This window comes from Pedobacter sp. AC212 (assembly GCF_979258625.1).
Genome location: NZ_OZ409870.1, coordinates 1 through 24195, shown reverse-complemented (window position 1 = coordinate 24195; position 24195 = coordinate 1). Strand labels below are relative to the sequence as shown.

The window sequence follows — 24195 nt, the reverse complement described above, 5'->3', positions numbered from 1 at the left end:
TATCATCTCGAAAATTGAGTTGGCTTTTTAATTATTATACATGAATTTGGTTTTTTCCGAAGTCTGAAAAATACGACAAAGAAAAATTTAACCCACATACCTATTTAAAATGAATTTTACATTTAAGTTAGCAGATCAGCGAAGTAAAGATGTTGTGAAAAATGTAGTCCGCTCATTTTTAGTTAAAATTATAAGCACAATTGTTACCCTCTCTCTTGTTCCTATCTCATTGGGATATGTTGATAAGGGTAGTTACGGAGTTTATCTTACTATTGCTTCGGTTGTAACCTGGTTTAGCATATTCGATTTTGGTTTAGTAAATGGGCTTACTAATAGAATCAGCGAGGCATTGGTAAACGATGATGTCAAGCTTGTAAGGTCTTATCTTTCCACAACATATGTCTTTTTGTTTTTCTTTGTCATTTTTATTCTATCGTTATATTTTTTGCTTGATTCCAATTTAAATTGGAATACAATCTTTAATACAAAAATAAATGAGCGAAGCTTACGGTTAGCGCTACGTTTGACTGTCATATCTTTTTGTCTTCTATTTCTTTTAAAACCAATTACCTCCCTTCTTATGGTTAAACAGCTACATTTCATAGCAAATGGCATAATGGTGGCTGGCAATTTCTTATCCCTGGCTTTGATTTACTTTTGTGGCCATCTCTTCACTAATTCTTTCGTGTTTCTGGTGGCAGCGTTAGTTTTTACTTACCCATTATGTTTGTTGATATATTCTATAATATATTATATAAAAGAACCCTTTCTGCGACCAACTATTGCGAGTTTCAAATTTACTTATAAGAGAAAGTTGTTTGGATTGAGCATTAAGTTTTTTATAATTCAAATTTCTGTTATTGTTATACTAACATCAAATAATTTTTTGATAGCGCAGTTTACCGACAATGACACTGTAACACTCTATAATATTGCCTACAGATACTTTAGTATTGCAACAATTTTTCAGCTAATGTTTGTACATCCTCTATGGGCCGCCTTTTCAGAAGCGTTTGCTAAAAAAGATTTTGCCTGGATAAAAAAAATAATCGCTCAAATTAATCGCTTAAATTTTTTTCTCGTTCTTGGCTTAGTCGGTATGTTATTAGTTAATAAATTTGCTTACTCGGTTTGGCTCGGCCCGGAAATAGAAGTTCCACAACACATTAATATTTATCTCAGTATCTATTTTTCACTAACCTTATTCGTACAGGCATACGTTCATTTTATAAATGGTGCTGGTACGCTCAATTTGCAGGTTTTATATAGTCTAATTACACTAATGCTTCACTATCCAACTGCATACCTACTAATGAAAGTTTGCAATTTTGGTGTAGACGGCCTATTGATACTGAATATTTTTTGGGCAGTATTAGCCTTAATACTTTGGAAAATGCAATATGAGGTTATTATAATACGGAAAAACTTACAGCGCATTTGGAGGTGAAATCCGAATGAAATGAATGAATTTTTAACTAAAAAAAATGCACTACTCCGAATATATAAATTATAGCGATAGAAGGATTGGAGATTTCTTAAAAGAAATGAAACTATCATTTTATGTTTTGCTTTTATTAGTTTTTTTATCAAGCGTTTTTTATGATGACCCCAACACCTTGTTGTGGAAGAAGATCATATTTTCCATCTTTCTGTATCTATCCATGGCGCAGTTATTTAGCATATATTATAAGTTTAACAGGTTTGGATTTGAAATGCCCAAATTTTTAACTGTATTCTTTTGTGTATACGGCATATTCATTTTTATTAATTTAATTGCAACATTTCTTACACCTGGCTTTAGTATAATTACATTAATAAACCACCCTTATGCACTACTAGCCGTTGTGCCTGTTTTCTCATTTGGTGTAGGGTTTTATGCATCGAAACAAGAAATAATTAGGATTCTGAAAATATCATGTGTAGTTTTCCTCTTTCTATTTTTTCCAAATCCATTCAGCACTTTACCGTACTACCCAGGATATGTTTGTACATCAGCTGTTATACCAGCATTTATATTTGCATTAGATGCAAAAAAGCATTTAGCTTTTTATATTTTGATTATCATACTGGCATGCATTTTTAGTTATGTTTCTGAATATAGAGTGATACTATTGAAAATTATATTTTTTACAGGGATTTTCATTTCGTTAAATCTATTTAAAAGGTCAACGGCAATAAAAGGGCTTATTTTAGCAAGTATTTTTTTTATTACTTTTCAGGTAGTAATTAATTTAAAGAATTTTTTACTTTTTTTTTCGGAAATAACTGGAAGCAATTCTGTCGATGTTACAGATACCCGATCGTTTTTGTTTGAAGAATTGTTTGGAGATTTAAAAGCCCACGAATATTTTTTTGGTAGGGGCTTTTTAGGAACGTATTTTAGTGAATATTTTTTTAACCTCCAGAAAAATCAAGATTTTTCAGATTTTTTATCAACGCTTCTCAAGCGAAGTAGGTTTTTTGCAATTGATTCTTAAAGGGGGTGTTGTGTATGTGGCACTCTACCTATTTCTTTTAATATATACGTCTCTAAAGGGGATATTTGAAAAGAAGATTCCCAAATTATCATTTCATTTATCGATCTATATTTTAGTAGAATTATTGGTTATCTTCTTTGAGAATAGGCCTGCCTATAACTTTAACTTCTTTCTGCTTTTCTTTATTGCCGGATTTGTTTATCGGGATACTACTGATACTGCCAACTTTAAATATTACCCACTTTTGTAATTACAACTAACCAAGAAACTATTAATAACGCTCATCAAAACTCTCTAGTGCATGATAACACTTATTTGCGATTTGAACATATCCTTAAAAGGTCATAATGCTGGTTATGCCCAGTACTTAGTTGATAATATCGTTCCCGAAAAAGGTGAAGAAATTCACTTCTTTTTTAATAACCAGGCAAGAAATATTATAAACTTTTCTAAATCTGCTATTCCTCCGGAGCAAGTTCACTTCTCTGTTTTTGACTTCAAAAAAGAAAGCTTTGTTCAAAAATTAAAATTTAAAGAATGGAGTATTATTGATGAATTCGCCGCACAGCTTAATATTGACCAGCTATTTTTGTTAGATCTTACCCATTACGAATTACAAATCGGATTTCATAAAGTAAAATATAAAATTTCGGGAATAGAATTTAGACCGTCACATCGCATTTCAGGTAGTAACAAACTTGCAGTAAGAATAGAAGCTATCTTAAAAAGATACAAGCGTAAGTTTTTTGAAAAAATTTTATTGCGATCGAATGCCTTAAAAGACATTTTTATTTTAAATGATTCTGAAGGGACAAAAAGGCTTAATAACACCTATAAAGTTAATATTTTCAAGTACTTAGTTGATCCTGTTTTTGATTACCCACTGGAAGACTTACAACTGTCTTCCAACTTTTCCGTATCAAATAACAAAAAGATTACCTATTTAATTTTCGGGTCTTTAGATGGAAGAAAAAACATAAAAAATATCCTTGAGGCATTCACTATGGTAGATCCAGTATTTCAAAACAACATGCGCTTAATGATTGTAGGCAAAATTCCAAATTACTACAGTGACACTTTCGAACTTCTAATTAACAATTTTAAAAATAACAACCCAAAGCTTGAATTAGTAATCATTAATGATTTTGTTTCCGATAGTGCTATGGAATATTTTTTTAGCAAATCGGATGTCTCCCTTATGATTTATTCTGCTTTCTATGGCTCAAGTGGACTAATTGGCCGTTCTGCAAAATATAGTTTAATTTCTTTGGTTAGTAATGTCGGTTTAATGGCAGAACTTTGTGAAACTTACAACTTAGGTTACATCTGCGATCCGAATTATATTGTTGATATAAAAGATAAAATTATCTTGGCCTATCAGGAAGCGTCTCAAATCTTGAAAGGAGATCGGACAGCTTTCTATAAAACACATACCCCCCAACAGTTTTTACAGCAACTAAACCTACCAATTGTGTTTTCGAAAACATCTGCCGGACCAGTTAACATGCATTGAGAAATGTCGGGGCAGCAGTGTAAACAAATTTATGTTTCGCAAAAAAAAGTACCTAAGAAATCGGTACATCTACTGATTTCTTAGGTACTTATAAAAAATTAGATAGCGGTATTAACGTTATTCAAATTGGTTTTTTACTTCGTAACCTGCTTCTTTGAGCATTACTTCCTTCCGGAAATGTTCAACGTCCGAGAACATCATTTCCTTAACCAATGCGGCCAGATCATACTTTGGTTCCCAGCCTAACTTAGTTTTTGATTTTGTTGGGTCACCAATTAACAGGTCTACCTCCGTCGGGCGGAAGTATGCAGCATCAACAGCCACTACTTCTTTGCCTATTTCAAGTTGGTAATCTGGATCAGAACATGAAACAACATAAGCTTTCTCATTTGCGCCTTCACCTTTAAACGCTAGTTCAACGCCTACTTCTAAAAACGACATTTTTACAAAATCCCGAACTGTTGTGGTAACTCCTGTTGCAATCACATAATCTTCTGCCACATCTTGTTGCAAAATTCGCCACATGGCTTCAACATAATCCTTAGCGTGTCCCCAATCTCTGCGGGCATCTAGGTTTCCTAAATACAATTTATCCTGCAAGCCCAAAGCAATTTTTGAAACCCCTCGGGTAATTTTACGGGTTACAAAAGTTTCTCCTCTCAGGGGGCTCTCGTGATTAAACAGGATACCATTACAAGCAAACATTCCGTATGCTTCTCGATAATTTACAGTAATCCAATAGGCGTACATTTTTGCTACGGCATATGGCGATCGCGGATAGAATGGTGTGGTTTCACTTTGAGGAACAGCCTGTACTAATCCATATAGCTCAGATGTTGATGCCTGGTAAATACGTGTTTTTTTCTCCAAACCCAATATCCGTAAGGCTTCTAAAAGCCTTAGCGTACCTATTCCATCGGCATTTGCAGTATATTCTGGCGTATCAAAGCTAACTTTAACGTGGCTCATAGCGCCTAAATTATAAATCTCGTCTGGTTGAACTTCCTGAACTATTCGAATCAAATTGGTAGAATCACTTAAGTCTCCATAATGTAGCTTAAACCTGATATTTGTATCGTGAGGGTCTTGATAAAGATGATCAATACGATCAGTATTGAACATCGAACTTCGGCGTTTGATTCCATGTACTTCATAGCCTTTTTTCAATAGCAATTCGGCTAGGTATGCTCCATCTTGTCCAGTTATTCCTGTAATAAGCGCTTTCTTCATGTTATAAGATAATTTATGATTTTATTTTATGGCTTGTTTGTTAAGTTCTAGGGGTATTATTGATAATCCATTCCCAATTGGGCGACTACTTCAGTTGAAATTTTCTTAATTTCTTGTTCCATTATCTTCGGATAGATGAGCAGTACATCTCCATCATCTACCACTATGTAATTGCTCAGACCCTTAACAACTGCAATTTTTTGATTCGATAATTGAAGAATACAATTATCTGTGTCTTCTAGTAGAACAGCTTTTCCCGTGAAGGAATTATTGTTTGTATCCTTCTCCATTACTTCATGCAAAGATGCCCAGGTTCCTAAATCAGACCAGCCAAAATCTCCTATAATGGTGTACACGTTATCTGCCTTTTCCATTATAGCATAATCAATAGAGATATCGTTAGCTAAAGGGTAGTTCTCGGCAATAAATGATGACTCGTAATCAGTATTATATACGTTTTTCTGATTGAAAATGCTAAAAAGCTCTTCTGCATGTTTTTCTATAGCAGAAATAATCGACCTTACATTCCAGATAAATATTCCTGCGTTCCAAACATATTCTCCACTATTAACAAATTGAGTAGCCTTATCTAGTGAGGGCTTTTCCAAAAATTTGTCTACTTTGAAAATTTCTTCCTTACCTGGTTCGAATTTGATATAGCCATAACCTGTATCAGGCCGGCTTGGGTTAATCCCAAGCGTTAATAATGCATCATTGTTGGATGCAAAAGCAATCCCTTTTTCTAAACATGAAATAAATACATCTTCATTCAGAATTAAATGATCTGATGGAGCGATAATAATGTTGGCCTTTGGATTTAAGGCTGCAATTTTGAAAGTTGCATAAGCTATGCAAGGTGCCGTATTTCGCCTACATGGCTCGGTAATCACATTTTGTTTAGCCTGTTCGCCAAGTTGAGTTTCAATGATATCAGCATAAATTTCATTGGTGAGAATGTAAATGTTTTCACTCGGACAAATCTTTAAAAAACGTTGGTAAGTTAGTTGAAGTAAAGATTTGCCTGTACCAAGAATATCGATAAACTGCTTTGGGAAATTATTTCTGCTTTTTGGCCAAAATCTGCTACCCACTCCGCCAGCCATAATTAAAATGTAAGTATTCTTGTCTTTTACCTGCATACTATTAAACGTTGTTATTCTCCCTAAGCTTTTGAATCACTTACACTTTATGTTCTTCTATACAAAGAACCATTAAATTAAAAATTTGGGCAATGGCCCTTTAAGGCTAAGATTTTAAATGTTTAATAGAGTGCATTGCCACGAAGGTAATACGACAGGAAAAGGGGATTTAATTTATATAGATAGTAGGTAAAGAAGCTTCGAAGGTTTTGCAATGTATGGACATGAATGATCACATTTTACTTTAGTTAGTAGTAAAGGGCTATTGGCTAATAATCGCTTTGTAAATACTTTAGTAGAAATAATTTATCATAAAATATGTAATAGATTATTTGTCTACACCTAATGAATGAGTGATATGAATTATTGTGGTAATGATGCAATAGATAGTCTTTACGATCGAATATGGCAATTATCACCAGATTACAAAAACCCTGCATCTTATGAGTTATTAAAGTTACTTACCAGTCAGCTAATTGATACTTATCAAGAAAATAACAGACTAGAAAGCGATCCCTTCTTATCCACCAGAGATAGAAAAGTCGTTATTCATTCAGATAAATTAGATGCGCTTTTAGCTGGCCAAGTGTGTTTGATAACCGGAGGTTCTGGCTGCGTAGGCTCGTCTCTGATAGAAAAATTGCTAACCCTTAATATCAAAACCATAGTGGTTTTTGATAAGAACCTAAAACTTGAAGCTTTATATGACGACGACAGGGTTGTTTTTGTTGAAGGTAACATTTGTAACCAGCCAAGTTTGCAATCCTGCTTCAATAAATATAATCCAAATTTTGTTTTCCATACGGCAGCACAGAGAAGCCCTGGTTATGCTGAAAAAAATATTCTTGAAGCAATTAGGGATAATGTTATCGGTACTTTAAATGTAGTTAAGGCATGCGATTTTACAGCATCGGTAAAGCAATGTGTGTTTTCATCAACTGGAAAAGCAAGCCGATATTATACATCAGAAGTATATGCTGCAACGAAAAAACTTTGCGAATTTATCTTTGATACTCATGCCAAAGATAGTCGGGTACGCTACTCAATGGTTCGTTTTACCCATATTATTGATAACAGCTTAATGAATAATGAGCTGAAGGATGTAACAAGTGTTGATCATCTATCAATTCATAGTCCTGGAAAATATGTAACCGCTCAAAATGTATCTGAAGCAGCATGTTTGATGTTGAACGCACTTCATTATGCACAACGAGATAGATCAGCCTTTTTAATTGTGAAAAATCTGGAATGGCCAGTTGAAAGCCTGGAAGTTGCATTGTTTCATATTTTGAAGCAAGGAAAGAAAATACCGGTGATATTTAAAGGAAACCCGCTAGGGTATCGGGAAGGTTTTTTCAGGGGACAACTAGATTGGACTACACCCGATGAGCTTAACCTATTAATAAATGTGTATGAAAACCAGCATAAAAAAATTAATGCCGCACAAGATATTATCATTGCTAATATCTTACCTGTAAATAAAAAACTTTTGTTGAGTTGCATTTCAGAAATTGAAAATATAAACGATGAGTCAAATGCTAGAAACTGGCTCAATAGCACACTATTTAAATGTGTAAAGGATTCATTAAAAAATGTGAAGGCTAGTGATACTCTGAATATTTTGAAATGGGGTCTTGATCTGAATTATCTTGATTCTGAAATTAGTTCGCCAATTAGTTTTAAAGAAACTGTTGAATTGTTACTGGGCAGCCTAATTGGTACCGAAGAATATAAAGAAGCAGAAAGTATAGTTAGCAAATTACATTATGAGACTAATACATATCAATAGGCACTTGGTCAAGAAAATAGAATCGATTGCAATTCATCAATTCCCAGAAGAATGTTGTGGATTTATCTGGGGCCAGGACAATGAAATAGTTTTTGCTAAAGAGGTTCGTAATGCCTCTTTTAAAGATAGAAATGAGTCATTCGAAATAAGTCACACTGATTACTTATTTGCCGAAGAATTTGCAGTAAAAAACAGATTGTCATTACTGGGAGTGTTTCATTCTCACCCAAATGAACCTGCAGAACCATCTGCAGAAGATTTAGAATTTGCGATGCCAAATTTTATAAACATTATTGTCTCCGTGAGCCGCCAAAAAATAACTGAGATGCGAGCATGGCAGCGGATTGAAGATAACGAAGAACTAACAGAGCTTAACCTTATAATAAAATAGTATGGCAACAATTCTTATTCCAACACCTTTAAGAAAATATACAGACAATCAATCTAAAGTATCAATCGATGGCGCAGATGTATCTTGCATCATCGAGAATTTGGTTTCAACCCATCCTGAAATCAAAAAGCATTTGCTAGATGGGGCGGGCGGAGTTCGCTCATTTGTTAATTTGTTTGTAGATCAAGATGATATTAGAAGTCTAAATAATTTACAGACGAGTGTTAGCCCCTTTTCTATAGTTAGCATCGTACCGGCTATCGCTGGGGGTATTTATAAAAAACAAATAGCATGAGTAAAGTAAATTTTTCTTCAGAAGAATATTCCAGATATAATCGTCATATCATTATTCCTGATTTTGGCCTTGCAGCGCAAGAAAAACTTGCAAATGCTAAGGTGCTTATTGTGGGTGCTGGTGGATTAGGTAGTCCTGTGGCACTCTATTTGGCAGCGGCTGGCATAGGAACTATAGGTATTTTAGACTGCGATGTGGTGGAAGATAGCAATTTACAGCGGCAAGTGCTTTTTGGGATAGAGTCATTAGGTAAATCAAAGGCCTCAGAAGCACAACAGCGATTAGAAGCATTAAATCCCTATATAAAAATTAAAGCCTACAACACGCAGCTTACTTCGCAAAACGCTTTAGAAATATTTGCCGAATATGATGTGATTGCTGACGGGACAGATAATTTCCCTACGAGATACTTAGTAAATGATGCCTGTGTAATTTTAGATAAGGTGAATGTTTACGCATCTATCTACCAATTCGAAGGCCAGGTTTCGGTATTTAATCACTTGAAAGACGATGGAAGCCGTGGCCCCAATTATCGTGATCTTTTCCCCTACCTCCAGATCCGAGCCGTGTCCAAAACTGTTCTGAAGCTGGTGTTCTAGGCGTTTTGCCAGGCATAATTGGGAGTATGCAGGCGTTAGAGGTGATTAAAGTAATTGCTCAGATTGGAGATATCCTTAGCGGAAAATTTTATACTTTCAATGCGTTGAGCTTCGAATCTATGACTTATAATATCGCCAAAAATTACGATAATGCTTCAATAATCTCAAATGGACTTGTAGATTATGAATTGTTTTGTGGCATGCCGGCTATTGAAAAGAAAATCAAAGAGGTAGATCCTAGTGAAGTTCTCAATTGGCAACAGCAAGGTTTAGATGTACAATTAATAGATGTTAGGGAATTGTCTGAATATCAGTTTGTTAACATTGGCGGAGAATTAATCCCCTTATCAACTATTGTAGATAACCGAGCGAAAATTTCAGATCAGGCAAAAGTTGTTATTCTATGTAAAATGGGGAGTAGAAGCAGATCAGCTGTAAAGTTGCTTGAAGAAAAATACGGAATGAGTAACTTATATAATCTCAACGGTGGAATTATAGGTTATATCAGAGATCTTGAACTGGATTTACCGACTTATTAGCAAAAAGCGCCAACTCGAAAGCCGTAAAGGCCGTATTAACATTTTCTAAGTCGATGTCACTTGATAGTATTCAGTGCTGAATATTACCCCGCCATACTATCCGTTAATCTCTTAGAGCCAACCTTCCTTACTGCCTCAACAATCGAATCTTTATCATAGCCACACTCTGCCCAAAGTTCTGGTTGTTCGCCGTGTTCGATAAACTGATCTGGAATACCTAAGCGAATTACATTTGAATTGTAGCCATTGTCGGCCATAAATTCCAGCACAGCTGAACCTATTCCTCCGGGAAGCGATCCATCTTCAACGGTAATAACATGTTTGTATTTGGAGAAAACCTCATGTAACATCTCCTGGTCTAAGGGTTTTACAAATCGAAGGTCATAATGTGCTGGATAAATGCCTTCACTATTGAGTTGTGTACGAGCTTCAACGGCAAAATTACCAACATGTCCAATCGTTAATAGAGCAACGTCTTCACCGTCACAAATTTTCCGGCCTTTGCCGATCTCAAGGGCTTTAAATGGTCTTTTCCAATCAGGCATCACCCCGTTTCCACGAGGATAACGGATTACAAACGGGCCCATGTTCTCTTGTTGAGCCGTATACATTAAGTTCCGTAATTCCTCCTCGTTCATTGGAGAAGATATGATCAGATTTGGAATACAACGCATGTAAGCAATATCATAAGCACCATGATGTGTTGCGCCATCAGCTCCGGCTAAACCAGCCCGATCTAAACAGAAAACTACATTAAGTTTTTGTATCGCTACATCATGAATAACCTGATCATAGGCCCTTTGCATGAAGCTTGAATAGATATTACAGAAAGGTACTAATCCTTGTGCCGCTAAACCTGCAGAAAAAGTAACAGCATGCTGCTCAGCAATACCCACATCGAAAGCACGTTTTGGCATGGCTTTCATCATGATATTTAATGATGAGCCTGAAGGCATTGCCGGTGTAATTCCTACAATTTTTTCGTTAGCCTCAGCTAATTCCACCATCGTATGACCGAAAACATCCTGGTATTTAGGAGGTTGAGGCTTATCTGGAACGCTTTTTTTAATTTCACCAGTAATTTTATCAAATAAGCCAGGTGCATGCCAAACCGTTTGGTCTTTTTCAGCCAAGGCAAATCCCTTGCCCTTCACCGTAATGCAGTGTAGTAATTTTGGTCCCGGTATAGCAGATAAATCTTTGATGGTTTGTGCTAAACGTTTAACATCATGGCCATCCACTGGGCCGAAATACCTAAAGTTTAACGCCTCAAATAAATTACTTTGCTTCAAAAGCGTTCCCTTTATACTTTTCTCAATCTTTTTAACATATTTATGTGCATTTGGGCCAAGCTTTGATAAGCCAACCAATACATTCGATATATCATCACGGAAGCGATTGTAAGATTTTGAAATGGTAATGCTAGTTAAATATTCTTTCAGTGCACCAACGTTAGGATCGATAGACATACAGTTGTCATTCAGAATTACTAAAACATTGCTGTTTTCGATACCAGCGTGGTTTAAGCCTTCAAAAGCTAAGCCAGCTGTCATTGCACCATCACCAATCACGGCAACATGCTGGCGATCGGTTTCACCTTTCAATTGTGAAGCAACAGCCATTCCTAACGCAGCAGAAATAGAGGTAGAGGAGTGGCCGACACCAAAAGTATCGTATTCACTTTCAGATATTTTAGGAAAACCGCTGATCCCCTTATATATTCGATTGGTATGAAATAAACCTCTGCGGCCTGTAAGAATTTTATGTCCGTAAGCTTGATGTCCTACGTCCCAAACCAGCTTATCGTAAGGTGTATTTAATGCATAATGTAGCGCTACAGTTAACTCTACAACACCTAAACTAGAGCCAAAATGGCCACCATTTACACTCACCACGTCAATAATGTATTGACGTAACTCTTGGCTTATTTGTTCTAAGTCAGATTCGCTATATTGCTTTAAATCAGCAGGATAGTTGATTTTAGATAATAGGGGGCCAGCTTTAACTTGCATTCAGATTTGGGTAAAAAACAAGATACAAAGTAAGGTATTTTTGTTTTAATACAAAAGAAAAATCGTCAAGGTTAATTCATTAACCAATGTATTACTCCTTATGGTGTTAAGTTGAGGTAAGCAATTATTTGATGACTCTTAATAGTTGTAGTATTAATCAGTCCTATACCTTGTTTTTGGTATTTGTTTATCTATCTTTGCAGGCCCTATCTCTACCAAATCATTTTGTTAATCGACTTGATTTTTGGAGGAGCTTTGAAACACCCATATTAGTAAAAAAAAACATCCCATGATAAATTTAACGCACTCAACACCAGTCAACAAACTAAATAAGGTCAAAATTGGCGACGAAATTATCGATGAGTATAATTCGCAAGGTAAAGTAGTTAAAATCAAAAAGTCAGTAGTTGATAACTTAAAAGAATATCTTTTTCATTTAGATTCTCGCCAAACGATTTATATATTAACTAACGCTAATTAATTAGTCGTTTTTTAGTCTGCTGATTATTTTAAAATATTGCCGTCTCCCTGTTTTTGTTAAATTTGTTAACAAATGCAAGCAGAGAATTTTGAGATCAAACTTCCGGTTTTCGAAGGACCATTCGATTTATTGTTATTTTTTATCGAACGCGATGAATTAAACATCCAGGATATTGAGATCGCAAAAATCACAAACGATTTTCTAGCATATATACACCAGCTTTTAGCGCTTAATGTAGAGGTAGCCAGCGAATTTATTTTGGTGGCGGCGACCTTAATGCGGATAAAATCTAAAATGCTATTGCCAAGAATAGAAATTGATGAGGCAGGCAATGAAATTAATCCCGAACAAGATTTAATAGCCCGGCTTATTGCATATAAACAATTCAAATCTGCTGCAGAAGAAATGAAAGTTTTGGAAGACAGCAGAATGAAACAGGAGCGAAGGGGCAATATAGAATATGATTTATCGCTTGCTGCTGAATCCTCTTCTCATCAGGATGAGCTTTTATCACTCGATTTATACAAGTTGCTTACCGTTTACCACAAAACAATGCAAAAATATGAGTTGCGAAGTGAGGAAGTTAAACATACGGTAATCCAATATCCTTATACCATTGAGCAACAAAAGTATTTTATAGCCAATCTACTTGATATTAACAAACAGATTGATTTCGCGGTGGTGCTAAAAAACTCTGAAAATAAAGTGCACTTTGTTTATAATTTCCTGGCCATACTAGAAATGTTACAACAACAACTGGTAGAAATTACGATTGGTAGTGGTTTCAATAACTTTAAAGTGAAATCATCCGCTTGATTTTTGGTTTTTTATTTTGTTTCCTGCATTGACAGGCACCCACTAAACCCGACTTAGCGGAAATACTTTTTTGGTGGTTTATTATCATATTCATCACAGACAATGACAAAAAAGATTGTAGCGAGGGCGGGAGTGACCTTCAAAAGAATTGCTGCCATTGCTTTCCAAATCCTTTAGATTCTTTAAAAAAAATATATCTGGCAAAACGGCTGGACTTTCCTCATATCCAGCCTTTACCTTAGAGATTAATTTCTTACTTTTGCAGAAAAAATACAAACCTATATAAGGATGAAACGCGACACCCAAATTTTTGAACTTATTGATAAAGAGCTAGACCGCCAAGAGCACGGATTAGAACTTATCGCATCAGAAAACTTTGTAAGCAAGCAAGTAATGGAAGCTGCTGGTTCTGTGCTCACAAATAAATACGCAGAAGGATTGCCAGGAAAACGTTACTACGGAGGCTGCCAGGTGGTAGATGTTGTAGAACAAATAGCAATCGACAGAGCAAAAGAATTGTTCGGTGCTGCCTGGGTAAACGTTCAGCCACACTCTGGTGCACAGGCAAATGCTGCAGTAATGTTAGCTGTTCTGCAACCTGGTGATAAAATTTTAGGATTTGATCTTTCTCACGGCGGTCACTTAACGCATGGTTCTCCTGTCAATTTCTCAGGTAAGCTTTATCAGCCATTATTTTATGGCGTAGAAAAAGAAACTGGTTTGATTGACTATAAAAAACTGGAAGAAGTCGCTTTAGCTGAAAAACCTAAATTAATTATTTGTGGTGCATCGGCCTACTCTAGAGAATGGGATTATGCTTTCATCCGTTCAGTAGCGGATAAAATTGGTGCTTTGGTGTTGGCAGATATTTCGCACCCAGCGGGATTAATTGCCAAAGGTTTGTTGGCCAATCCACTTCCACATTGCCATATCGTAACTACAACTACACATAAAACTTTGCGTGGTCCTCGTGGCGGTATGATTATGATGGGAAAAGATTTTGAGAATCCATGGGGTTTGAAAACACCAAAAGGAGAAACCCGTATGATGAGTAACTTATTGGATATGGCCGTTTTTCCAGGTACTCAAGGCGGACCGTTAGAGCACATTATCGCTGCAAAAGCCATTGCATTTGGCGAGGCTTTAACTGAGGAGTATGGAACCTATATTAAACAAGTTGCTGCGAATGCACAAGCGATGGCGAAAGCCTTTGTTGCTAAAGGTTATGGCATCATCTCAGGCGGTACTGATAATCATTTGATGCTTATCGATCTGCGAAATAAAAACATTACTGGTAAAGTAGCCGAAAACGCGTTGGAAAGAGCAGAAATTACCGTGAATAAAAATATGGTTCCTTTTGATGATAAATCACCATTCGTAACATCAGGTATCCGTGTAGGTACAGCTGCCATTACTTCTCGTGGATTGAAAGAAACAGAAATGGAAAAGATTGTTGATTTGATCGATCAGGTTTTAACCAATCCAGATGATGAAGCTAACATCAATTCCGTAAAAGCAGAAGTGATTAATTTGGTTAGTGCGTTTCCGCTATATAAATAATATTGTTATCGTAGGCTTTTGGAAGCATTAGCCTTTTAAAGCAGTTACATAAAAATGTAGCTGCTTTTTTATTTTAGTCTGATTTTTGTATGTTACCAATTGATCTATTTGGGCTAATTCGCATACTGTTGAACTTTATTTGAATGTCCTTTACAAACTGATGTAAAAAGTAAAGGGCCGATATCCTTTTGAAGAAATATCGACCCTTACCATCTAAATTAACGCTCTCAATTATATAAACGAACTGGGGCAAAAATTGTTTTAACGAGTTAAACAAAAATTACTTTTTTTCATAACAACCTATTGATGAAGGAAAGGTCCTCAATGTATTTTTCAAATCGCGATTAAGGTAATTGCTAAAAAATACATCACTACTAAGATTTAGCCCTTTTTTTATCACAGGACTAGTAGCAAGTAATTCAAAATTTTCTAATCCAGGAGAAATAAAGCCGGGATCCAGGTTTAATATATTGCCATTGTTAGCGTATGATGTATTCACGGTTTTAATCAAATTACTATACAGATTGCTTTGTAAAACTGCGTTTGTTTTCCTTTCGATTTCGAATTCGTTAATCAGCGATCCCCATATGATATTATTGGTTAAATTCAAGCTGAGGGCGTTGGTCATCCTGGCCGATTGATAATCGGAAAAACTTACAGATGACGTTTTTCGAGGGAAATTTAAATTATAGCCAGCGAATGTATTTTGCTTCAAATTGTAATTGCCGCCTCCAACACCATAAATCAAATAGTTGCCACAGTTGTAAAATAAGTTATTAAAGGCAGTCAGTTCCGAATGATAACCTATATAGCCGGCAACTTGCATATTTTTAATAACGCTGTTGCTTAACAGCAGTTTGGGGTTGCCGCTAACCGAAAGAGAGTCAGACGTTAATCCAACCGAAGCATTTTTAATAGTTGTATAGGAAATTATGCCTGTTCCTGACGCATTCAGATGTATACCTTTCCACTGCCCTGGAACATTAGCGAAAGTGCTTTCCAGTCGGTCACTACAAAAAAGGATAGGTTTATCAATTGTCCCTACGGCATTCAGTCTACTTTCAATGTTTAAGCTCGCATCCGCGTGAAAGTAAATTTTTGCTCCTGGTAAAATAGTTAATGTTGAATTATTTTTAACCGTTGCAGCGCCGCTGATTATATAAGGTAAATCACTTGTCCATGTTGTATTGGTAATAATAGAAGATGCATTAATAAAAATTGCATTTTGGCCATAAGCAAGCAATTGAATTTTTTGCTTGTTTCCATTAGTAGTAAGCAATATCGAATCTTGAACAAGGAAAGGTAAGGCCTTGCTGTTCGGGTTAATAGTTGCCTTTATAAATAAATTTACAGAGTCTCCTGCATTGATAATAATATTTTGCTTACTGATACCATATTCTCCATTAATATTTATGCTGAATGAAGAAGTATTTCCACTGGCCAGGCTAATTTCTGAAATGTTAATCGCCGAATTGTTTTTATTAAGGATTTTTATCCTTTTAACGGTTGATCCAACTGTAGTAAATATGGTATCGAATAAAATGCTATCTGTTGAGAATGCAAGTCTGGCGTTTGGGTCTGTCGTAATGTGTTCATCTTTTCTACAATTCGAGAGACAAATTAAGGTAAAGAGTAAAATAAAAATATTACGCATCGTCAAACTTATATATTTTCGGCTGATTGCTTTACAAGTTAATAAAACGTTTGTTACTCTGCAAAAGCTAGTGCTGCAATACTCACTTTCGCAACACCATTTTTTAGAAGTTCATTTGCACAGGCTTCCAAAGTAGCTCCAGTTGTAATTACATCATCAATTAACAAAATATGTTTTCTACTTAATTGCTCAGGCTTTAGAACCTTAAAGACATCCTGCATATTTTCATATCTGTTGTATCGGCTTTTCTTTGTTTGACTTTCCGTGGCAGTACTTCTAATAAGTTCTGCTTCGCTAAACGGTACGTCTAAAATTTGCGAAATGCCTTCTGCAATGTATAAGCTTTGGTTGTAACCGCGTATTCTTAACTTCTTCAAATGTAAAGGTACGGGTATAATCAAATCAATATCCTGATATAAAGAACTCGACTTTAATCTTTCGCCAAGCTTGTTTCCCAGCAAAACCCCTACCCCCGTCTTGTTGTTGTATTTTAAATTATGAATAAGATTTTGAACTTTGGAACCCTTCCTGAAATACAACATAGCCATGGCTGCATTTAAAGATAGTCGTCCCCAAAGCTGTTTGGCTACCCTATTATCAGCATGAATGTGATAATCGGTAAATGGCAAATCATATAAGCATTTTGTGCAAATAAGATGCTCACCATAATATAGAGGTGTACCGCAAGCGTTGCAAGCATTAGGGAACAGTAATCCCATTAAATCATAGCCCCAACGTTTTATTGCTAACATTTATCTAATCTATTAAATTTAGTTTTATAATTAGCTAATATTATTTGTTAGTACTGCTATATACTATTAAAGTGCCGCCCGCCCTTTGCTTCAAATCTTCGCCTAAAAAGTTGTCACTTGCCTATTGCGGGCAGGATTTTGCTATTTTTGATCAACTTTACCTGGCGCAGCTTTTGAGAGAAACAAACCCTATCCCATCCATCAAACCAAAAACCTCGATACCGAACCCCTTACCGCTCTGACTTACTAGCTAAGCAACCAATATACTTTTTGTCTATATGTCCTATATATCTATATGGTTCATAAAACAAAAAGCGCATGGTGAAGGCCAAAGTCACGGCGGCTGCTGAAGCCGAAACGACCTTTGGGCTGTAACACCTATATTTTCTATATCTCTATATGGTTCAAAAACCCAAGAAAACTCTCATTTTGCATCATCAGTCCATCCTATGTTTTCCTGCTCCCGATAGCTCAGCCAGGGTTCTTTGGGTGTGATCTCCCGAAGCGTACACCCGATTGTCCTATTTGTTTTGGTGTCCATTAAAAATTTTCCGCTTGAAAAACAGGCTTTTACAATAAAGATCAAAAAAAAGGGTATGTAGTATTTGCGGGGAGCGGAATTTTTTCTACTTTTGCATCCCGCTTCGGAGGAAACGGTTGCAGTGAAAAAATGGATCTGGGGAATGTGAGAGGGGAAAAAGTTCAAGAATTTATTTTAAAATAAATTTGCGGAAAAGAAAAAGATCGCTACCTTTGCAGCCCGGTTCGGAAGGAACGGGACGCCGCTTGAAAGAGCGGAGAATTGAAAAGCAGAAAGAAAACAGAGGACGAAAAAATAAAAATTATTTTATTTGGAAGTTCAGAAAAGTTTTCTACCTTTGCACTCCCAACCGAAAGGAAGGGTTAAAAAAGTCGAGCGGCGGATGTCGCGGAAGACCAGAAACAAAAAGATTGAAACGAGCGGAAACAGGGAAGAGACGATCAAGACTCATGCCCAACTGAAGCGAGACGATATATAGAGACAAGCCGTGAGGCGACTGTCGATAAGTTCTTAAAAGAGATGTCAATGATGCGTAGTGGGGTAATGAAGTACGAATTCAAGTACAGAGTTCCTTATTACATTTTAAAGTCAATGTCCAACGGACAAAACAAAAGAAGACTATTTTTAACGATAGTTAAAACTGGTCAGAATCTTACAACACATTTTACAATGGAGAGTTTGATCCTGGCTCAGGATGAACGCTAGCGGCAGGCCTAATACATGCAAGTCGAGGGGTAGAAGAGGCTTGCTTCTTTGAGACCGGCGCACGGGTGCGTAACGCGTATGCAACCTACCTTCATCTGGGGGATAGCCCGGAGAAATCCGGATTAATACCGCATAAAATCACAGGATGGCATTATCCAATGATCAAACATTTATGGGATGGAGATGGGCATGCGTGTCATTAGCTAGTTGGCGGGGTAACGGCCCACCAAGGCGACGATGACTAGGGGATCTGAGAGGATGGCCCCCCACACTGGTACTGAGACACGGACCAGACTCCTACGGGAGGCAGCAGTAAGGAATATTGGTCAATGGAGGCAACTCTGAACCAGCCATGCCGCGTGCAGGAAGACTGCCCTATGGGTTGTAAACTGCTTTTATTCGGGAATAAACCTATTTACGTGTAAATAGCTGAATGTACCGAAGGAATAAGGATCGGCTAACTCCGTGCCAGCAGCCGCGGTAATACGGAGGATCCAAGCGTTATCCGGATTTATTGGGTTTAAAGGGTGCGTAGGCGGCCTGTTAAGTCAGGGGTGAAAGACGGTAGCTCAACTATCGCAGTGCCCTTGATACTGATGGGCTTGAATGGACTAGAGGTAGGCGGAATGAGACAAGTAGCGGTGAAATGCATAGATATGTCTCAGAACACCGATTGCGAAGGCAGCTTACTATGGTCTTATTGACGCTGAGGCACGAAAGCGTGGGGATCAAACAGGATTAGATACCCTGGTAGTCCACGCCCTAAACGATGAACACTCGCTGTTGGCGATACACAGTCAGCGGCTAAGCGAAAGCGTTAAGTGTTCCACCTGGGGAGTACGCTCGCAAGAGTGAAACTCAAAGGAATTGACGGGGGCCCGCACAAGCGGAGGAGCATGTGGTTTAATTCGATGATACGCGAGGAACCTTACCCGGGCTTGAAAGTTAGTGAATGATCCAGAGATGGATCAGTGAGCAATCACACGAAACTAGGTGCTGCATGGCTGTCGTCAGCTCGTGCCGTGAGGTGTTGGGTTAAGTCCCGCAACGAGCGCAACCCCTATGTTTAGTTGCCAGCACGTTATGGTGGGGACTCTAAACAGACTGCCTGTGCAAACAGAGAGGAAGGAGGGGACGACGTCAAGTCATCATGGCCCTTACGTCCGGGGCTACACACGTGCTACAATGGATGGTACAGAGGGCAGCTACATAGCAATATGATGCGAATCTCACAAAGCCATTCACAGTTCGGATTGGGGTCTGCAACTCGACCCCATGAAGTTGGATTCGCTAGTAATCGCGTATCAGCAATGACGCGGTGAATACGTTCCCGGGCCTTGTACACACCGCCCGTCAAGCCATGGAAGTTGGGGGTACCTAAAGTATGTAACCGAAAGGAGCGTCCTAGGGTAAAACCGATAACTGGGGCTAAGTCGTAACAAGGTAGCCGTACCGGAAGGTGCGGCTGGAATACCTCCTTTCTGGAGTGGAGTTGACTACTCACTGCGCAACATGATATTTCAAAACAAGAGAAACAAAAAAGAAAACACCCAGAAGAAATGACGGTTGTCTGGTAACCAAAAGACATCGGAACGAAAGCTAGGTAAAGCAAATGGAGCGGTAGCGGTAATATACTAACCGCAAAGAATGCCACACCGAAAAGCACAGTCCCGTAGCTCAGCCTGGTTAGAGCACTACACTGATAATGTAGGGGTCTCCAGTTCAAATCTGGACGGGACTACTTTAATAATCCTGGGGGATTAGCTCAGCTGGCTAGAGCGCCTGCCTTGCACGCAGGAGGTCAACGGTTCGACTCCGTTATTCTCCACAGTAAGAAAACACATCACCGGGATCGGTGGTCATCATTGACAGATTGAAAGAAAGAAAAGAAACGCCATGGGGCACTTGTGATAATCTAAGTACTATATACTGAGTACTAAGGACTACAAGAAACGGTTCGAGACCGCAGTTTTTGACTAACGAAGCTGAAACGGAGCTTAGGTATAGGACGATGAAATCCTAAACCTTTATACCTTCGATCTTCAGCCTTGGTAAAGTTCTTTGACATATTGGAAGAAGTTAAAAAAGAAGAGCAAACAACAATAGGCGACTGTTGTGTTTGTGCTCGCTTAAAGGAATCGCAAGAGACCGCTAAGCATGAGACATCATAACAAGAGCAAAAAAAGCATACCATATGGCGCAAAAGGCATATGAGTAGAAGAAAGTAATAAAGAGTACACGGGGGATGCCTTGGCTCTCAGAGGCGATGAAGGACGTGATAAGCTGCGATAAGCTTCGGGTATTTGCAAATAGGAATTGATCCGAAGATTTCCGAATGGGGCAACCCGGCTGGTTGAAGACCAGTCACATATAATGAGCAAACCTGCCGAACTGAAACATCTAAGTAAGCAGAGGAAGAGAAAATAACAATGATTTCCTGAGTAGTGGCGAGCGAAAGGGAAAGAGCCCAAACCATCCATGTTACGGCATAGGTGGGGTTGTAGGACTGCAACGTGGCATTAGCAAACAGAAGTGGAATGGGATGGGAAGCCCAGCGATACACGGTGATAGCCCGGTACACGTATAGAATGCTAGTCTAGCAGTATCCTGAGTACCGCGAGGTCGGAGACGCCTTGTGGGAATCTGCCGGCACCATCCGGTAAGGCTAAATACTCCTGAGAGACCGATAGTGAACCAGTACCGTGAGGGAAAGGTGAAAAGAACCCCGAACAGGGGAGTGAAATAGAACCTGAAACCGTGTACTTACAAGCGGTCGGAGCATCCAAGTGGTGTGACGGCGTGCCTTTTGCATAATGAGCCTACGAGTTACTCCTCTCTGGCAAGGTTAAGTGCTTCAGGCACGGATCCGAAGCGAAAGCGAGTCTGAATAGGGCGTATAGTCAGAGGGGGTAGACGCGAAACCTTGTGATCTACCCATGGACAGGTTGAAGGTGCGGTAACACGTACTGGAGGACCGAACCGATAAACGTTGAAAAGTTTCCGGATGATCTGTGGGTAGGGGTGAAAGGCTAATCAAACTGGGAAATAGCTCGTACTCCCCGAAATGTTTTTAGGAACAGCGTGGATATTAAGTTTCATAGAGGTAGAGCTACTGATTGGGTGCGGGGGAGTCAAATCCTACCAAATCCAGACAAACTCCGAATGCTATGAAATATGATCTGCAGTGAGGCGCGGGGTGCTAAGGTCACGCGCCGAGAGGGAAAGAACCCAGACCATCAGCTAAGGTCCCCAAGTTACAGTTAAGTTGAACTAACGAGGTCCGATTGCACAGACAGCTAGGATGTTGGCTTGGAAGCAGCCATTCATTTAAAGAGTGCGTAACAGCTCACTAGTCGAGCGATCGGGCATGGATAATAAACGGGCATTAAATTGTACACCGAAGCTATGGGATTGAAATATATCGGTAGGGGAGCATTCTAGCGGCAGCGAAGGTATCTGGTAATGGGTGCTGGAGCTTCTAGAAAAGCAAATGTAGGCATAAGTAACGATAAGGCGGGAGAGAAACCCGCCCACCGAAAGGATAAGGTTTCCTGATCAACGCTAATCGGATCAGGGTCAGTCGGGACCTAAGGAGAACCCGAAGGGGAAATTCGATGGACAACTGGTTAATATTCCAGTACTTTTTATAACTGCGATGTGGGGACGGAGTAGTGACACTGCCGCGATCTGACGGAATAGATCGTTAAAGACAGTAGGTAATGGAACGGTAGGCAAATCCGCCGATCTAGCTGAAAGTCGATAGTACCGCAAGCCTTCGGGTGAGTGGATAGCGCAGGTAATCAGACTTCCAAGAAAAACCGCTAAGCTTCAGGTTATAAAAACCCGTACCGCAAACCGACACAGGTATCCGGGAAGAGGATTCTAAGGTGCTCGAGTGAATCATGGCTAAGGAACTCGGCAAAATGGCCCTGTAACTTCGGGAGAAGGGGCGCTGGCAGCAATGTCAGCCGCAGTGAAAAGGCCCAGGCGACTGTTTAACAAAAACACATGGCTTTGCAAAATCGAAAGATGAGGTATAAGGCCTGACACCTGCCCGGTGCTGGAAGGTTAAGAGGGGATGTCATCCGCAAGGAGAAGCATTGAATCGAAGCCCCAGTAAACGGCGGCCGTAACTATAACGGTCCTAAGGTAGCGAAATTCCTTGTCGGGTAAGTTCCGACCTGCACGAATGGTGTAACGATCTGGGCGCTGTCTCAGCCATGAGCTCGGTGAAATTGTGGTCCCGGTGAAGACGCCGGGTACCCGCAACGGGACGGAAAGACCCCATGCACCTTCACTACAATTTAACATTGACATTGGATACAGGATGTGTAGGATAGGTGGGAGGCTTTGAAGCGGCGTCGCTAGGCGTCGTGGAGCCAACGTTGAAATACCACCCTTTCTGTATTCGGTGTCTAATCCCGCCTAGCGGGAGACATTGTTTGATGGGTAGTTTGACTGGGGTGGTCGCCTCCAAAAAGGTAACGGAGGCTTTCAAAGGTAAGCTCAGTACGCTTGGTAACCGTACGCGGAGTGCAATAGCATAAGCTTGCTTGACTGTGAGACATACAGGTCGATCAGGGTCGAAAGACGGATATAGTGATCCGGTGGTTCTGCATGGAAGGGCCATCGCTCAAAGGATAAAAGGTACGCTGGGGATAACAGGCTGATCTCCCCCAAGAGCTCATATCGACGGGGAGGTTTGGCACCTCGATGTCGGCTCGTCACATCCTGGGGCTGGAGAAGGTCCCAAGGGTTCGGCTGTTCGCCGATTAAAGTGGCACGCGAGCTGGGTTCAGAACGTCGCGAGACAGTTCGGTCCCTATCTGTTGTGGGCGTAGGAATTTTGAGTGGGGCTGACCTTAGTACGAGAGGACCGGGTTGGACTAGCCTCTAGTGAATCTGTTGTTCCGCCAGGGGCATTGCAGAGTAGCTACGCTGGGAATAGATAAGCGCTGAAAGCATCTAAGTGCGAAACTAGCCACGAGATGAGAATTCCATATAGGACCGTAGAAGACTACTACGTTGATAGGCTACAGATGTAAAGCTGGCGACAGCACAGTCGAGTAGTACTAATCATCCGAAGCTTTCAAAGCAAACAGACTGTTGTTTGTTCTTCTAACATAACTTCTTTCAATAATATGTCATTTAGTAGTTGGTACTGAGTACTTGGTAGATAGATTAGATATCTAAATACCAACGGCTAAACACCACATACTATTTAAAAACATTTAGGTGCCTATATCGGTGGTGTCCACCTCTTCCCATTCCGAACAGAGAAGTTAAGCCCACCAGAGCCGATGGTACTGCGGTAACACGTGGGAGAGTAGGTCGGTGCCAAATCTTAAAGCCCAAATCGGGCATTAGCGAGAACCCCGTCAGTAACAGCTGATGGGGTTTCTTCGTTTATAACAGGTTTGTAACTGTGGGATTCGATTGATTCCATAGAGAAAACCGGTTTACCTGTTGCAGTGGCCAGCATGATTGAATGTTCACAGAACATACTAGATCTTATTGAACCATATAGGAATATAGGTCATATAGCTGGGTGGACCCGGTTTTGCATACCTGCGGGAAAGCAGGCCCGAACGATAAAACACCCACCCTGGGTCTGATAAACCTGATGGTACGAAAATCCTTTTTGTACCGCTACCGCTCAAAGCGAATATACCTTAAACAAAAAGATTGAAGGGACAGCGGGG

Annotated in this window: 15 protein-coding genes, 2 tRNA genes, 3 rRNA genes and 1 pseudogene; 16 read left to right on the top strand and 5 right to left on the bottom strand. The window is 39.1% G+C overall.

Annotated features, from left to right (window positions below; all coding sequences use genetic code 11):
• Nucleotides 1-109 precede the first annotated feature (109 nt).
• The 3 genes from ACZZZC_RS00105 (at nt 110) to ACZZZC_RS00095 (ending at nt 3990) form a co-directional block, all read left to right on the top strand.
• Nucleotides 110-1447 carry an MATE family efflux transporter gene (locus tag ACZZZC_RS00105; RefSeq protein ID WP_463486326.1) on the top strand — a complete coding sequence of 446 codons (1338 nt, stop codon included), beginning with the start codon at nt 110-112 and terminating at the stop codon, nt 1445-1447.
• 37 nt (nt 1448-1484) lie between these two features.
• Nucleotides 1485-2477, top strand: coding sequence for a hypothetical protein (locus ACZZZC_RS00100; RefSeq protein WP_463486325.1), 993 nt, complete (start codon nt 1485-1487; stop codon nt 2475-2477).
• A gap of 301 nt (nt 2478-2778) precedes the next feature.
• The gene (locus ACZZZC_RS00095; protein ID WP_463486324.1) at nt 2779-3990 is read left to right on the top strand and encodes a glycosyltransferase; all 1212 of its coding nucleotides are present in this window, start codon (nt 2779-2781) and stop codon (nt 3988-3990) included.
• Between the two features lie 117 nt (nt 3991-4107).
• On the opposite strand, the gene gmd is transcribed toward ACZZZC_RS00095, so the two are convergent.
• Both gmd and ACZZZC_RS00085 read right to left on the bottom strand, forming a co-directional pair.
• Nucleotides 4108-5220, bottom strand: a complete 1113-nt coding sequence (gene gmd / locus ACZZZC_RS00090) for a GDP-mannose 4,6-dehydratase (protein WP_463486323.1) — start codon at nt 5218-5220, stop codon at nt 4108-4110.
• A gap of 56 nt (nt 5221-5276) precedes the next feature.
• The gene (locus ACZZZC_RS00085) at nt 5277-6359 is read right to left on the bottom strand and encodes a mannose-1-phosphate guanylyltransferase (RefSeq protein ID WP_463486322.1); all 1083 of its coding nucleotides are present in this window, start codon (nt 6357-6359) and stop codon (nt 5277-5279) included.
• A 349-nt stretch (nt 6360-6708) separates the two neighbouring features.
• On the opposite strand from ACZZZC_RS00085, the gene ACZZZC_RS00080 reads away from it, so the two are divergent.
• The 5 genes and pseudogenes from ACZZZC_RS00080 (at nt 6709) to ACZZZC_RS00060 (ending at nt 9972) form a co-directional block, all read left to right on the top strand.
• Nucleotides 6709-8148: a polysaccharide biosynthesis protein gene (locus tag ACZZZC_RS00080; RefSeq protein WP_463486321.1), complete on the top strand. Its 1440-nt coding sequence runs from the start codon at nt 6709-6711 to the stop codon at nt 8146-8148.
• A gap of 4 nt (nt 8149-8152) precedes the next feature.
• Nucleotides 8153-8539, top strand: coding sequence for a M67 family metallopeptidase (locus tag ACZZZC_RS00075; protein ID WP_463486320.1), 387 nt, complete (start codon nt 8153-8155; stop codon nt 8537-8539).
• A 1-nt stretch (nt 8540) separates the two neighbouring features.
• Nucleotides 8541-8834, top strand: coding sequence for a MoaD/ThiS family protein (locus ACZZZC_RS00070; protein ID WP_463484263.1), 294 nt, complete (start codon nt 8541-8543; stop codon nt 8832-8834).
• Nucleotides 8831-9513, top strand: a pseudogene (locus ACZZZC_RS00065) (HesA/MoeB/ThiF family protein); the annotation flags it as partial. The gene ACZZZC_RS00070 and the pseudogene ACZZZC_RS00065, both read left to right, overlap by 4 nt.
• A 39-nt stretch (nt 9514-9552) precedes the next feature.
• Nucleotides 9553-9972 (top strand): rhodanese-like domain-containing protein, encoded by a 420-nt coding sequence (locus tag ACZZZC_RS00060; protein ID WP_463488223.1) that lies wholly within the window; start codon nt 9553-9555, stop codon nt 9970-9972.
• Nucleotides 9973-10055: 83 nt separating this feature from the next.
• On the opposite strand, the gene dxs is transcribed toward ACZZZC_RS00060, so the two are convergent.
• A complete protein-coding gene (gene dxs, locus ACZZZC_RS00055) occupies nt 10056-11984 on the bottom strand; it encodes a 1-deoxy-D-xylulose-5-phosphate synthase (RefSeq protein WP_463486319.1) in 1929 nt (642 codons plus the stop codon).
• A 289-nt stretch (nt 11985-12273) separates the two neighbouring features.
• Here dxs and ACZZZC_RS00050 point away from each other — a divergent pair, with 289 nt between their 5' ends.
• The 3 genes from ACZZZC_RS00050 (at nt 12274) to glyA (ending at nt 14841) form a co-directional block, all read left to right on the top strand.
• The gene (locus ACZZZC_RS00050) at nt 12274-12465 is read left to right on the top strand and encodes a hypothetical protein (protein ID WP_463484260.1); all 192 of its coding nucleotides are present in this window, start codon (nt 12274-12276) and stop codon (nt 12463-12465) included.
• A 72-nt stretch (nt 12466-12537) separates the two neighbouring features.
• Nucleotides 12538-13281: a segregation and condensation protein A gene (locus ACZZZC_RS00045; protein ID WP_056851166.1), complete on the top strand. Its 744-nt coding sequence runs from the start codon at nt 12538-12540 to the stop codon at nt 13279-13281.
• A 288-nt stretch (nt 13282-13569) separates the two neighbouring features.
• The gene (gene glyA / locus ACZZZC_RS00040) at nt 13570-14841 is read left to right on the top strand and encodes a serine hydroxymethyltransferase (protein WP_463486318.1); all 1272 of its coding nucleotides are present in this window, start codon (nt 13570-13572) and stop codon (nt 14839-14841) included.
• A 280-nt stretch (nt 14842-15121) separates the two neighbouring features.
• Here glyA and ACZZZC_RS00035 read toward each other — a convergent pair whose 3' ends face one another.
• A complete protein-coding gene (locus tag ACZZZC_RS00035) occupies nt 15122-16495 on the bottom strand; it encodes a hypothetical protein (RefSeq protein ID WP_463486317.1) in 1374 nt (457 codons plus the stop codon).
• A gap of 53 nt (nt 16496-16548) precedes the next feature.
• Entirely contained in the window at nt 16549-17247 is a 699-nt protein-coding gene (locus ACZZZC_RS00030; protein ID WP_463486316.1) for a ComF family protein, read from the bottom strand.
• A 1207-nt stretch (nt 17248-18454) separates the two neighbouring features.
• On the opposite strand from ACZZZC_RS00030, the gene ACZZZC_RS00025 reads away from it, so the two are divergent.
• From ACZZZC_RS00025 to rrf, 5 genes are all read left to right on the top strand, one after another.
• A 16S ribosomal RNA gene (locus ACZZZC_RS00025) occupies nt 18455-19974 on the top strand.
• Nucleotides 19975-20159: 185 nt separating this feature from the next.
• Nucleotides 20160-20234 (top strand) — tRNA-Ile (locus ACZZZC_RS00020).
• A gap of 13 nt (nt 20235-20247) precedes the next feature.
• Nucleotides 20248-20321 (top strand) — tRNA-Ala (locus ACZZZC_RS00015).
• Between the two features lie 390 nt (nt 20322-20711).
• Nucleotides 20712-23588 (top strand): 23S ribosomal RNA (locus tag ACZZZC_RS00010).
• Nucleotides 23589-23724: 136 nt separating this feature from the next.
• A 5S ribosomal RNA gene (rrf, locus tag ACZZZC_RS00005) occupies nt 23725-23836 on the top strand.
• The 16S, 23S and 5S rRNA genes sit together here with 2 tRNA genes alongside, the layout of an rRNA operon.
• The last annotated feature ends 359 nt before the right edge of the window (nt 23837-24195 follow it).

Coding starts and splice junctions, on each gene's coding strand:
- ACZZZC_RS00105 (WP_463486326.1), top strand. CDS start 110: ATGAATTTTACATTTAAGTTAGCAGATCAGCGAAGTAAAGATGTTGTG.
- ACZZZC_RS00100 (WP_463486325.1), top strand. CDS start 1,485: ATGCACTACTCCGAATATATAAATTATAGCGATAGAAGGATTGGAGAT.
- ACZZZC_RS00095 (WP_463486324.1), top strand. CDS start 2,779: ATGATAACACTTATTTGCGATTTGAACATATCCTTAAAAGGTCATAAT.
- gmd (WP_463486323.1), bottom strand. CDS start 5,220: ATGAAGAAAGCGCTTATTACAGGAATAACTGGACAAGATGGAGCATAC.
- ACZZZC_RS00085 (WP_463486322.1), bottom strand. CDS start 6,359: ATGCAGGTAAAAGACAAGAATACTTACATTTTAATTATGGCTGGCGGA.
- ACZZZC_RS00080 (WP_463486321.1), top strand. CDS start 6,709: ATGAGTGATATGAATTATTGTGGTAATGATGCAATAGATAGTCTTTAC.
- ACZZZC_RS00070 (WP_463484263.1), top strand. CDS start 8,541: ATGGCAACAATTCTTATTCCAACACCTTTAAGAAAATATACAGACAAT.
- ACZZZC_RS00060 (WP_463488223.1), top strand. CDS start 9,553: ATGACTTATAATATCGCCAAAAATTACGATAATGCTTCAATAATCTCA.
- dxs (WP_463486319.1), bottom strand. CDS start 11,984: ATGCAAGTTAAAGCTGGCCCCCTATTATCTAAAATCAACTATCCTGCT.
- ACZZZC_RS00050 (WP_463484260.1), top strand. CDS start 12,274: ATGATAAATTTAACGCACTCAACACCAGTCAACAAACTAAATAAGGTC.
- ACZZZC_RS00045 (WP_056851166.1), top strand. CDS start 12,538: ATGCAAGCAGAGAATTTTGAGATCAAACTTCCGGTTTTCGAAGGACCA.
- glyA (WP_463486318.1), top strand. CDS start 13,570: ATGAAACGCGACACCCAAATTTTTGAACTTATTGATAAAGAGCTAGAC.
- ACZZZC_RS00035 (WP_463486317.1), bottom strand. CDS start 16,495: ATGCGTAATATTTTTATTTTACTCTTTACCTTAATTTGTCTCTCGAAT.
- ACZZZC_RS00030 (WP_463486316.1), bottom strand. CDS start 17,247: ATGTTAGCAATAAAACGTTGGGGCTATGATTTAATGGGATTACTGTTC.